This is a genomic window from Pseudomonas sp. TYF_14, assembly GCF_043105275.1.
GTDB classification, from domain to species: Bacteria; Pseudomonadota; Gammaproteobacteria; order Pseudomonadales; family Pseudomonadaceae; genus Aquipseudomonas; species Aquipseudomonas alloputida.
Map to the genome: position 1 here is coordinate 410,880 of NZ_JBICLK010000061.1, position 11,330 is coordinate 422,209.

At 58.5% G+C, this 11,330-nt stretch carries 11 protein-coding genes and 1 pseudogene; 6 read left to right on the forward strand and 6 right to left on the reverse strand.

Going from position 1 to position 11,330, the window contains the following annotated elements; genetic code table 11:
* On the reverse strand, positions 1 to 777 hold the full coding sequence (locus ACF8O8_RS18115) for an SDR family NAD(P)-dependent oxidoreductase (RefSeq protein WP_392510167.1): 777 nt from the start codon (positions 775 to 777) through the stop codon (positions 1 to 3).
* A gap of 48 nt (positions 778 to 825) precedes the next feature.
* Between ACF8O8_RS18115 and ACF8O8_RS18120 the strand changes: the two genes are divergently transcribed.
* The 3 genes from ACF8O8_RS18120 to ACF8O8_RS18130 are packed head-to-tail and all read left to right on the forward strand — an operon-like array spanning position 826 to position 3,464.
* Positions 826 to 1,662 carry an IclR family transcriptional regulator gene (locus ACF8O8_RS18120; protein ID WP_392510168.1) on the forward strand — a complete coding sequence of 279 codons (837 nt, stop codon included), beginning with the start codon at positions 826 to 828 and terminating at the stop codon, positions 1,660 to 1,662.
* A 34-nt stretch (positions 1,663 to 1,696) separates the two neighbouring features.
* Positions 1,697 to 2,629, forward strand: a complete 933-nt coding sequence (locus ACF8O8_RS18125) for an NmrA/HSCARG family protein (protein WP_392510169.1) — start codon at positions 1,697 to 1,699, stop codon at positions 2,627 to 2,629.
* A gap of 40 nt (positions 2,630 to 2,669) precedes the next feature.
* Positions 2,670 to 3,464, forward strand: a complete 795-nt coding sequence (locus tag ACF8O8_RS18130) for an enoyl-CoA hydratase/isomerase family protein (protein WP_392510170.1) — start codon at positions 2,670 to 2,672, stop codon at positions 3,462 to 3,464.
* A gap of 73 nt (positions 3,465 to 3,537) precedes the next feature.
* On the opposite strand, the gene ACF8O8_RS18135 is transcribed toward ACF8O8_RS18130, so the two are convergent.
* The 5 genes from ACF8O8_RS18135 to ACF8O8_RS18155 form a co-directional block, all read right to left on the reverse strand.
* The gene (locus ACF8O8_RS18135; RefSeq protein WP_392510171.1) at positions 3,538 to 4,629 is read right to left on the reverse strand and encodes an NAD(P)H-dependent flavin oxidoreductase; all 1,092 of its coding nucleotides are present in this window, start codon (positions 4,627 to 4,629) and stop codon (positions 3,538 to 3,540) included.
* A 56-nt stretch (positions 4,630 to 4,685) separates the two neighbouring features.
* Positions 4,686 to 5,585 carry a crotonase/enoyl-CoA hydratase family protein gene (locus ACF8O8_RS18140; RefSeq protein WP_392510172.1) on the reverse strand — a complete coding sequence of 300 codons (900 nt, stop codon included), beginning with the start codon at positions 5,583 to 5,585 and terminating at the stop codon, positions 4,686 to 4,688.
* A gap of 78 nt (positions 5,586 to 5,663) precedes the next feature.
* A complete protein-coding gene (locus tag ACF8O8_RS18145) occupies positions 5,664 to 6,473 on the reverse strand; it encodes an enoyl-CoA hydratase-related protein (RefSeq protein WP_392510173.1) in 810 nt (269 codons plus the stop codon).
* On the reverse strand, positions 6,473 to 7,450 hold the full coding sequence (locus ACF8O8_RS18150) for a crotonase/enoyl-CoA hydratase family protein (RefSeq protein ID WP_392510174.1): 978 nt from the start codon (positions 7,448 to 7,450) through the stop codon (positions 6,473 to 6,475). The genes ACF8O8_RS18145 and ACF8O8_RS18150 overlap by 1 nt, the downstream gene beginning before the upstream one ends.
* Positions 7,451 to 7,551: 101 nt before the next feature.
* The gene (locus ACF8O8_RS18155) at positions 7,552 to 8,508 is read right to left on the reverse strand and encodes an SDR family NAD(P)-dependent oxidoreductase (protein WP_392510175.1); all 957 of its coding nucleotides are present in this window, start codon (positions 8,506 to 8,508) and stop codon (positions 7,552 to 7,554) included.
* Positions 8,509 to 8,964: 456 nt separating this feature from the next.
* Between ACF8O8_RS18155 and ACF8O8_RS18160 the strand changes: the two are divergent.
* From ACF8O8_RS18160 to tnpB, 3 genes and pseudogenes are all read left to right on the forward strand, one after another.
* Positions 8,965 to 9,708: pseudogene (locus ACF8O8_RS18160) on the forward strand (tyrosine-type recombinase/integrase); the annotation flags it as partial.
* Between the two features lie 319 nt (positions 9,709 to 10,027).
* A complete protein-coding gene (locus tag ACF8O8_RS18165) occupies positions 10,028 to 10,294 on the forward strand; it encodes an antitoxin Xre/MbcA/ParS toxin-binding domain-containing protein (protein ID WP_241791894.1) in 267 nt (88 codons plus the stop codon).
* Positions 10,295 to 11,144: 850 nt separating this feature from the next.
* A partial coding sequence (gene tnpB / locus ACF8O8_RS18170) for an IS66 family insertion sequence element accessory protein TnpB (protein WP_243703999.1) occupies positions 11,145 to 11,330 on the forward strand: 186 nt, incomplete at its 3' end.

Sequence of the window (11,330 nt, forward strand, 5' to 3'; positions counted from 1 at the left end):
TCAGCGGAAGGAAATCGTATGGCCGCCGTCGACCGCAATCGTCTGGCCATTGATGTAGCCACCCGAGGGGGATGCCAGCAGTACGGCCAAGCCAGCCAGTTCTTCGACCTCGCCAAAGCGCTGGGACGGGTTGCGCCCGCGGTACCATTGCACCATCGCCTCGTCTTCCCACTGCGACCGCGCCATTTCAGTCTTGAAGGTGCCCGGGGCAATGCAGTTGGCGGTGACCCCTTTGCTGGCGAATTCATTGGCCATATTGCGCACCAGCTGCATATCTGCTGCCTTGGTCAAGCCATAGGTCCCGGTGACCGGGTCGCCCAACAGGCCGACAACGGAGGCCACGACGATGAAACGCCCATAACCGCGCTCCAGCATGCCCGGCATGGTCATTTGTGCCAGCCAGATACTGCTCTGCACATTCACTTGCATGAATTTGTTGAAGGTTGTCTCCGGCAGGTCCAGCACCGAACCAATCCAGGGGTGGATCGCAGCATTGGCCATGACAATATCCACGCGCCCCCACTGGGCCATGGCAGTGTCGACCAAACGCTGTAACTCTTCCTTGCTGCCAATGTTACAAGGCACCGCGATCGCTTCACCGCCTGCGGCCCGAATCTCGGCCGCAGCAGTTTCACAGGCTTCGGCTTTGCGGCCGGAGATCACTACCCGGGCGCCATGCTCTGCCATACCTTTGGCACTGGCCAGCCCCAAGCCGCGGCTGGATCCGGTGATGATTGCCACTTTGCCGCGCAGGTCAAACAAGGAAGATACGGTCATTCTGTTCCCTTCTATTTTTATTCGCTGTGCAAATGTTGTATCCACATCGTGAATTTTGACTATACTCCGATCACCTCAGTCGAGCGCAAGTTTATGAGTTCAGAATCTTCGAAAAAACCGATACCCGAGGGCGAGAAAGATCGCCAGTACGTCACCGCCTTGGCACGCGGGCTCCAGATATTGCGATGCTTCAGCCACGAACAGCCCGAGCTAACACCCCAGGAAATCGTGCGCATGACAGGTCTCCCGCAGCCTACGGTCTGGCGGCTCTGCCATACCCTCAGCAAAGAGGGCTTCATCGTATGCGCGGGCGAAAACAACCGCATGGCGCTCGGTTTGCCTGCGCTGGCGCTGGGTTATGCAGCCCTCGTGCGGCAGTCGTTGCCGAAAGTTGCCCTGCCGCATATGCAGGCGCTGACCGACAACCTGCGTTTGGGTACGTCACTGGCCGTTCGCGACGGCCTGTCGATGCTGTACATCCAGCGCACACATGGCGACTTCGTGTACATGAACGACCCCGTGGGTGCCCGACGCCCTTTCGCCACCGCGCCGACCGGCTGGGCATGCTTCGCCGCTTACGATACGGATGAGCGTAACGAGGTCCTCGAGGCCCTTGAGCAGCATGACCCCAAGGCAATGCCCAGCGTGCGCGCCCTGCTCGACCAGGCGTGTACGCAGTATGCGCAGCATGGGTTCATCACCAGCATTGGCGTGATCCACGAGCACCTCAATGCGGTGGCAGTACCCATCCGCTCATTGCGCAGCGGCACTGTCTACGCGCTTTCCGCATCGGGCCTTGCTGCAGAGTGGCCGGAAGAAAGACTCATGGCCGAGGGCCGGCAGCTGGTTGAGTTGGCCAGACAACTTGCAGTCGCGGCCGACTGAAGCACCCTTTTGTCCATCACCTAAGGAGTAATCAATGTCAGCGATCAAACCCCTGGTCCTCGTTACTGGAGCCACAGGTGCACAAGGCGGCGCCACTGCTCGGGCGCTGCTCGCAGAGGATTTTCGCGTACGCATTCTGACGCGCAACCCTGACTCACCAGCGGCTCAAGCCCTGGTCGCCGCTGGTGCTGAAGCCGTGGCGGGCGACATGGAGGATGCAGCCTCGTTAGCGAGCGCCGTCGCAGGTGCATCGGGCGTATTTTCGGTCCAGGTACCCGATGCTGCCGGAACAGACTCAGAGCGCCGTCACGGGTTTGCGTTGATTGAAGCTGCCAAAGCCGCAGGAGTGACTCATTTCGTTCACACCTCGGTCTGCGAAGCGGGCAAGCACAGCGCATTTCCACGCTGGGGCAGTGACTACTGGTGGCAAAAGTACTGGACCGACAAATGGGACGTGGAAGAGGCCGTACGCAGCGCCGGCTTCAACCATTGGACGGTATTGAAGCCCGCTTTCATGATGGACAACTTCGCTCAGCCCAAAGCCCGCTACATGTTCCCGCACCTGCAGCAAGGTCAGATCGTCACGGCCCTGTCCCCCGCTACTCGCATGCAGCTTGTCGCAGCCGACGACGTCGGCAAGCTTGCTCATGTCGCCTTCAAGGACCCGGAGCATTTTTCGGGTAAAAACATCGACCTGGCGGTTGAAGCACTCACTATGGAAGAGGTGGCAAGCGCATTGTCACAGGCGTTGGGCAAACCTGTGTCAGCCCAGTCCGTGAGCCCTGAGCAGGCAGTCGAGTCCGGGTTGTTCGCCGGCTGGGTGCGTTCCCAGGAGTGGACCAACGAAGTGGGCTATCGCGCAGATATCCCGGCGCTCACTCAAGCACTGGGTGATCGCGGCATCGTGCTGACGCCCTTCGCCACCTGGATTGAGCGCCACGCTGCAGAGATCCAGATCGACGCATGACCGACATCGCTCGTGGTTCACCAACAATAAGAGTACAACCATGACCAATCTCTACGACCTTCCCGAAGACATCCAGGTCTCCGCCGAGGGCGGCCTACGCATCATTACGCTTAACCGGCCAGACCACCTGAACGCCTCTACTACCGAGATGCTGTTCTCCTACCCCAAGCTTTTTCGTGCCCTGGCTGAGGATCCCGAGGCCAAGGTCGCCATTCTGACTGGCGCAGGTCGTGCGTTCAGCGCAGGCGGCGACATGAACCACTTCGTCAAGACGCTGGACGATACCGACTTCGCTCGCAGCGTGCAGGAGAACTCACGCCGTACCATCCACAGCTTCATTGACCTGCCGATACCGATCATTGCCGCCGTCAATGGGCCGGCCGTAGGCTGGGGGGCGACGATGGCCACCTTGTGCGACATTGTGTTGATCTCTGAAACGGCATTCATGGCAGAGCCCCACATCAATATCGGGCTGGTGGTGGGTGACGGTATCTCAGTATCGTGGCCGCTTTACACCAGCCTGTTACGCGCCAAAGAGCTGATTTTCACGGGTGACAGGATCACTCCACAGCAGGCGGTGGAATTCGGCCTGGCCAATCGCGTGGTGGCGCCTGACAAGTTGCTTGAGGAGGCTCGGGCATTGGCCGCAAAGCTGCTCAAGCAACCGACCCAAGCGCTGCGCGAGACCAAAAAGCTGATGAACCTGCATCTGCATAACAGCGCAGCTCAAGTGCTCGACGCCACACTGGGCCGCCAGTTGGCCGCCACAGTCAGTCCTGAACACCACGCAATCGCTACCCAGTTCATCGAGCAACAAAAACGCAAGCAGAGTTAGAGCCAATAACCTGCACTGCAAATACAACGCCCCCGGAGCTTGGCTCCGGGGGCGTTTTCGTAAACCGTCGAACCTATGTTCGCGGGGTAACCAAACGTATTTCGGGTTGCGGGGTTACCCCATCGACGGGGATCTGCTGCGCAAGCCGACGCTGGACTGCTTCGGCTTCGGCGATAATGGTCTTGATCAATTCGGCGATGGTGGGCAAGTCGTGAACCAAGCCAACCGACTGGCCCGAAGCGGTCATGCCTTTATCCAGGTCGCCGGTAGACATGGTCAAGCCATGCATCTGCAGCATCTTGGACATGCGCATCATTGACTCGATCTGGCGCGGGCCCAGTGACAGCGTGTGCTTGACCAGCTTCAGCCAAGGCGTGTTCAGCTCTTTGGCGATGGTGAATGAGTTGAGGAAGATTTCCCAGATATTCAACATCTTTGCATTGACCATACGCTCGGCGGCTGCCGTTTTCATCTGGCGGCAGGGGATGCCATCGAATCGGTCCGAGAAGATGGTGTCCTGCACATCCAGCTCCAAGGCTTTGTTCTTGAAGTTGGCATGCATTGGGCCTTCTTGGGTAACCCAGAACCGAGTACCCATGGACACCCCCGACGCACCTAGCGCCAGAGCCCCCACCAGACCGGCTCCGTTGGCCACGCCACCCGCAGCAATGATGGGGATATCCAGAAGTTCAGCCAAGCGAGGGATCAGCACGAAGCTGCCGATTTCCCCCGCATGCCCGGCGGCCTCATAGCCTGCAGCAATCACCGCATCGCAGCCGTGGGCTTCTGCTCGCTGCGCCAGCCTGACATCACTGACCGAAGCCATGACCTTACCGCCGTAGGCATGCGCGGCCTTGACGATCCAGTCGCCCTTGCCCATCGAGTAGTTAATGACGGGCACACCTTCTTCGAGCATGACCTTCGCGTTAGCCATGCCGTTAGGCAGCGCCAGTGGCGCGTTGGCGCCAAAGGGTTTATCAGTCAAGGCGCGAATTTCGCGAATGGCGGCGCGCGTCACTTCGGGGGGATTGGAGCCAGCACCGTATACCCCAAGGCCGCCAGCATTCGAGACAGCCGCAACCATGTTCGGAAACGCGACCCTGCCCATCCCCGCGTTAAGTAACGGGTATTGGATGCCGAACAGTTCGGTAATCGCAGTTTTCATAATCTGAGTCCTTGGACGCTGGTGTGGACCGAGCGTTATTGTTGGGTTTTCAAGGATTAGGAGTAAGTGGGCTCGTCCCACCAAGGGAAGTAGTCCGGCATGTCTTCAGAGACTTTGCAGGCAAACTGCGGAAGGCGTTTCTCCATGAATGACTGCACACCTTCCTTGGCATCCGGGCTGCGGCCCCGGGTGCAGATGCCCCGACTTTCGATACGGTGGGCCTCCATGGGATGTGACATGCCGAGGCTGCGCCAGGCCATCTGCCGCATGAGTGCGACCGAGACAGGGGCGGTGTTGTCGGCAATCTCCCGGGCGATTTCGTAGGCCCGCGGCAGTAGTTGTTCATGCGCGACAACCTCACTCACCAGGCCGCCGGCCTTGAGTTCATCGGCTGGCATGACGCGCCCGCTGTAGCTCCACTCAAGCGCCTTGGTAATGCCCACGATACGGGGCAGGAACCAGGACGAGCAGCATTCGAACACGATGCCCCGACGGGCATAGACGAAGCCCAGTCGCGCTTTCTCGCTTGCAATGCGGATGTCCATTGGCAGCAGCATGGACGCCCCAATGCCCACACCAGCACCGTTGATGGCGCCGATCACCGGTTTGAGGCTGTCAAAAATGCGCAGCGCAAGCCTGCCACCGCCATCTCGCGCCGACTCTTTGCTGTAGTCGAACGAGCCGTCGGCGCGAATCGGTGTATCTTTTTCAGCGCTGCCGTTCTTGTCCTTGTCGAAGATATCAGCGCCTTTCGAAAGATCAGCGCCGCCGCAAAAGCCTTTGCCCTCCCCCGTCACCACGACAACGCGCACCGCATCATCTCGGTCAGTCTCGTCAAATAGCGCAATGAGCTCGTTCATCATCAGCGAATTCATTGCGTTGAAAACCTCGGGACGGTTAAGCGTCACCGTGGCGATACCGTTTTCGACCTGGTAGCGGATAGTTTCGTAAGTCACAGTTCCATCTCCTCATTGGCGGCCTATCACGACCGCCAGCCTGCAGTACCAAAGGAAAGCCGCACCCTCAGGGCGCGGTTACTTGTATGAGAAGTTCGGCGAGCGCTTCTCGAAGAACGCCTTCTGCTTCTCTACTTTATCTTCGGTGGACTGTGCTACGTAGACGCCTCGGCCCTCGAACTCGATGGCCTGCTCCAGGCTTCCCGCGTTCATGTTGTGCCATAGCGATTGCTTGGTCACCCAGATGCCCATCGGCACGTTGACCACGATGTTCTTGGCGATTTCCAGGCAGGCATCCTGAAGCTCTTCATCGGGTACTGCCCTGAGCACCATGCCAATACGCTCGGCCTCTTCGGCCAGTACTGGCCGCGCGGTCAACAGAATCTCCGCAGCACGCTGTGCGCCAACTGCACGAGGCAGCAGGTAGCTGATGCCCAGCTCCGCACCCGACCCGGCGTTGTGAATGGCATTGACAAACTTGGCAGATTTAGCCGCCAAGGTGATGTCGGCCGCCAGTGGGAATGCCAGTGCCATGCCTGCCACGGTGCCGTTGACGCCACAGATGACCGGTTGCGGCAAGTTACGCATCAACACCGGCAGCGAAGCAATCACATCGATCGTATAGCGGGAATAGAACGGCTTACCCACGCCCTCCGGTACCCAGTCCGCCTTGCCTGGGTTTTTCAGATCATGCCCAGTACAGAAATGGCGGTTACCCGCTGCGGTCAGAATCACTACGCGGACTGTCGGGTCGTATTTGATCTGCTTGAAAAGGTCCGCAAGCTCGGTATACATCTCGAACTGAAAGGCATTGGTGGCATCAGGCCGGTTGATGGTGATGCGTTTGACGCCTTCGATCGGCTCATCAATCAGGAAGTTGTCACTCATCATTCTGCTCCCTTCTCGCCATTCAACCAATGTGCTTTTACCATGCCATCACCGTAAGGCTCATCACGCTTTTTCAGCGCGTCTTTCAGGCCCAGGTCTGCCATGTCCGCCTTGAACTGCGTACGGCGGGGACCTTGAGTCAGGTGGGCTCGGGCATCCATCTCAGCCGCGAAACGTTGCAAGGTTCTCGCACCCTGCAGTTCAAGCGCAGTGTTGACGATACGCTTGTGTGCGGAAAGCAGTTCGGCATCGACGAAACTGATACGCCGCGCTAGCTCATCGACAGCGCTGTCCAGCTCCTCCACCGGTACGGCATCCAGCACCAGGCCAATGCGAGCAGCCTCACGCCCCCACAAGTTGTCGCCGGTCATCAACATACGCTTTGCCCACTGCGGACCCACGTGGTAAACCCACATTTGCACAGGCGGCGTGCCATTGGCACGAGCTGCCGGGAAGCCAATCTTGGCGTTTTCCGCACAAATCACGAAGTCGCACATAAGTGCCAGATCGGTACCACCTGCCAAGCAATTACCTTGGACTTTGGCGATGACCGGCTTGTGCATGTCGAACAACACCATGTTCAGCTTCTGGGTCTGCTCAAGGTTCCAGCAATCGTCGTCGATGGTCTTGTTAGTGGTGCGGTAACGAGTTTGGTCCCATGGCGGCGTACCGCCTTCGAAACCTGCATAGGCGCCTGCCAAGTCATAGCCGGCGCAGAAATCTTTGCCCGCACCTTCGAGGATTACCACATTAACGTCATTGCGATCGTCCGCCTCAAGCAGGGCGTCGCGCAGCTCAGTGAGCATCGCTGGATGCAAAGCGTTGCGTTTGTCGGGACGATTCAGGGTGATTCGGGCAATTCGGTTCTCAACGCTGAACAGTAGGTATTCAGTGCTACGGAGGTGCTTATTCATATTATCTCCATGCGTCTTTGTGAACGATGGTCGATAATATAAACGATAGGTCGCGATGGTCAAGCTGATCTGAGACCGGGCTGGGGCCCTGGGCGGGCCACAGCTGGAACCTATTCCGCGCCTGCACTGCAGCATGCTCAGCGGCGCCTTCTCATGCTGGGTGCTTATCGAGAACCAGCGGCGCGCTCAAAGAGCCGAGCAGCTAGTACTGCCCCGGATTCATTGGATTCTCGAGGCAGGTCCATATCCGTCACATTCATTACGTCATCGAAACCGTCGAGCAGAGCTTCGGCGGAGTCGAAGGCCCTGCCCTGAGTCTGACCCACGACCACTCTGGAAAGGTGCTGACCCACGCTGTGGAAAAGCTCGCCATTGACTGGGCAGGACCGATGGGCGAAAAGCGCAACGGATTCTGCAACGTATTCCACCGCCATCATGTTAGCTAATCCCTCGGGAACGTTTTGCCCTTCCCAAGCGCGCGTAGCTGCTACTGGGGCAACACAATTGACGCGAATATCAAATTCTTCACCTTCGCTGGCGAGGTACTTGGCGAAGCCGGACATTGACGACTTGGATAGCGAGTAAGCGGGCATGCCCTTTCTTCCCCACAATCCTGCAGCGGAGTTGATCAGTACGACTCGCGCGTGGCCCTGTGCACGAAAAATAGGCCAGCACTGACGCGCCAGTTCCCAGCTGCCGACGGCATTCACCCGCAGGCTCGTGCTGAAGCCCTCCTCGGTTGCTTCTTCAATCGAAGTCATAGGCATGACGGGACTGGCGTTGTGCACCACTATATGGACCCCGCCGAGTTGCAAAGCCGCTTTGACCACTTCGGCTACGCCCTGAGCACTACCGATGTCGGCAACCACGGGCACTGCAATCCCACCCCCCGCACGAATTTCCTGAACTACGGATTCGGCTGGGCCTCGGTCACCGCCTTGATCGCCCGTCAAGGCGCATCCAAAGTCATTGACGACTATTGCGGCCCCCCTAGCGGCAAGGTTCAACGCGATAGCTCGCCCCAACCCGCGACCAGCCCCGGAAACAATCGCTACCTCACCATCGAAACGCAGATTTGTGCTGCTCATCGTTGTTATTCTCCGACCGTTGAAAACGAGCATTTCACATGAATGATTCGGAATTATTCGCACAGCAAATTATCTTTTTGCAGAGTGAATGCCTATCACAATAGGTTGTACGCCTGTCGCAAGCAATGACGATCGCACTCACAGGTCAATTCGCAACCTGAACCCCAGCAATGAAACCACCGCCGAAGCTTCCGCGACGCGCTGCGCTTCAGTGGTCGGTGATTGATGATGTGTTGGCAGGCTAGGTGCGATCTAGCGCCCGCTTCAAAATGCGTTCGACATGATTTTTGTTGCCTCGACCACACCAAACGGAAGCCCTATTCCAAGGAATCATCGCCCCTCACTGATGCAGAAACACCAGTACGCCGCACAACGTGGCAAGCGCACTCAATGGTCCGGAGCACTGATCGCTTTGCGGTGACCCGCAGTACGAACATTAGGTCCGATAAGCCACAGGTTATCCGACTTTATCGGCGGAAAACTCAATAGTGGCACCGCCTGCACGGCTCGGACCATCCGGGCGACGCGTCGGCGGTGAAGACCCTGCTGCGCGAGGCGCGCAAGGCCCAGGCCCGCCAGGGCGTGGCGCTGCGCAAGAAAACCGCGGTGGTGCGCGAACCGCTGCAGGCGATGCTCGCCCCCTGCACCGACGGCGTGCGCGGTTTGCGCGATCGCGCCCTGCTGCTGCTGGCCTGGAGTGGCGGTGGCCGGCGCCGCTCGGAAGTGATCGGCCTGCAGGTCGACGATCTGCGCCGGCTGGATGCCGACACCTGGCTGTATGCGCTCGGCGCGACCAGGACCGACACCGGCGGCGTGCGCCGGGAGAAACCGCTGCAGCGGCCGGCGGCGCAGGCACTGAACGCCGGGCTCGAAGCTGCACCGGCCGCGAGCGGACCACTGTTTCGCCGACTGTATCGGGGCGGCGCGGTCAGTCGCTCGGCGCTGTCAGGCGATCAGGTGGCGCGCATCGTCAAGCGCCGCGCGGCACTCGCCGGGCTCGATGGCGACTGGGCGGCGCACAGCCTGCGCTTGGGCTTTGTCACCGAGGCAGGACGCAAGGGCGTGCCGCTCGGCGAGGTGATGGCGATGACCGAGCACCGCAGTGTCAGCACGGTGATGGGCTACTTCCAGGCCGGTTCGCTGCTGGGCAGTCGCGCGAGCCAATTGTTGTCGCTTGAGCCGCCAGTCGATCCCGCACCGGACGCCACACTGCCCGCTGGGGATCAACCCTAACCAGAACAGGCCGGACCTGCGGCGGCGCCCGCCCCCCGTCGATCGCGCTCGCGCTGGGGGCCACACCTGCACAGTTCGTGATATCGAGCATCATAAGGCAAAGACACCAGGCACCACACAACCTAAACAACAGCTATGAGGCACTGAGCCGATACCCTGATGACCGACTGGCTTAGCCGACACCCATTGCAACTCGATAAGATCAGGGATTCTTCATATAGCGGTCCGCTGCCCGTGGCTACAGGATCGGTGGCGTGCCCCCCTCCTGCTGTCATAGTGTTAATAGAGTCTCTCGACTGCCACTTTCGGACCCCTGCCAATGAACAGTTTCACGATCCACGGACTTAGCGAACAGCCATCAACGAGCTGCTGGACCTCTGCACATGGAGCGTTTTTAACAAGGCACGGACAAATTTTTCGAAGAGCTATCGAAGTGCTCGGAAAAGTAGAACTGGCGCAGCGCTGGATGATCAACCCTGCACTAGGTCTTGGCAACCACACCCCATGCACCCTGCTTTGGCATCATGAAAGCTATGTGCAGGTATGGGACTTTCTCTACCGTCTTGAGTACGACGTTTATACGTGAGCATCTAAATGCTGCTGAACGGGCTAAGGGTTAGCCCGGCACCGAGTGCGCATCTGCCTGGTAGTGATATTCCTGCAGCGAAAAGCGACCTCCCGGACCTAACAGCAAGTTGGTGGCACACATTTCCAAGAATGCAATCGCCTCGGCTTGAGCGTACTGCGTGTAAAAGTCGCGGCTAACACGAGGCAGCCTGCCTCGATTCTGAAGGCAAAGCTTTACCATCTGCGCCAAAAGGTAACCCCGAACGTCGTATCGGGCGTCCACCCTGCTGAGCACTGTGGCATAGCAGGAGCGGAAAACGAACCTCGTCAAATCGGAACTCAGGGGGACTATTTGATCGCTCATCGGCCACCTACTGTAAAAGCCTTGAAGCTGGCGAACATTGTCAAGATCACGAAAACACCTTGAATGCGTCACGCGAGGTAAACGTGAGTGAAGAAAAATTGTAGAAAAACTTCAGAACTGAAGATTTTCTTTGCCTACTGAAGAAAATCATCCAAGTTTGGGCAATCCTAGCAAAAAAACAGGGCCTTGGCCTTATCACTCTGGCAGGCTGCAAGGGCGGCCTGACAGCGCAGTAGGCTACCTAGCACCCTGGGGACACCGGCCATGACCCATCCCATATCTGAAATCAAGATCGCTATTGAAATCCTCCTCTGCTTCACCCTGACCTGGCTTCGGGCAGCGGAAGGCCCATCCATCTCAGTACATGGTGCTGATTAAGAAAACCTTGGAACACTTCTCGCGTCGTTTTGAAGAAAAACCGTAAGTGATCCATCATCCCCACATTCCAACCGTCCACCTGATTCCCGATGCTGTGCTCCCGATTTCTTTCTGGAGCCAGCCCGCCATGATGCGCCCCGACAGCAAAGTCGAAAAAGTCTACCTCTACCCCAAGCCCGTGGACTTTCGAAAGTCCATCGACGGCCTCACTGCCCTGGTCGAACTGGACATCAAGGTCGCCGTGTTCGACCCGGTACTTTTCGTCTTCCTCAATAAAGCCCGTAACCGCATCAAGGTGTTGTATTGGGAGCGC

Coding starts and splice junctions, on each gene's coding strand:
- ACF8O8_RS18115 (WP_392510167.1), bottom strand. CDS start 777: ATGACCGTATCTTCCTTGTTTGACCTGCGCGGCAAAGTGGCAATCATC.
- ACF8O8_RS18125 (WP_392510169.1), top strand. CDS start 1,697: ATGTCAGCGATCAAACCCCTGGTCCTCGTTACTGGAGCCACAGGTGCA.
- ACF8O8_RS18130 (WP_392510170.1), top strand. CDS start 2,670: ATGACCAATCTCTACGACCTTCCCGAAGACATCCAGGTCTCCGCCGAG.
- ACF8O8_RS18135 (WP_392510171.1), bottom strand. CDS start 4,629: ATGAAAACTGCGATTACCGAACTGTTCGGCATCCAATACCCGTTACTT.
- ACF8O8_RS18145 (WP_392510173.1), bottom strand. CDS start 6,473: ATGAGTGACAACTTCCTGATTGATGAGCCGATCGAAGGCGTCAAACGC.
- ACF8O8_RS18155 (WP_392510175.1), bottom strand. CDS start 8,508: ATGCTCGTTTTCAACGGTCGGAGAATAACAACGATGAGCAGCACAAAT.
- ACF8O8_RS18165 (WP_241791894.1), top strand. CDS start 10,028: ATGAACAGTTTCACGATCCACGGACTTAGCGAACAGCCATCAACGAGC.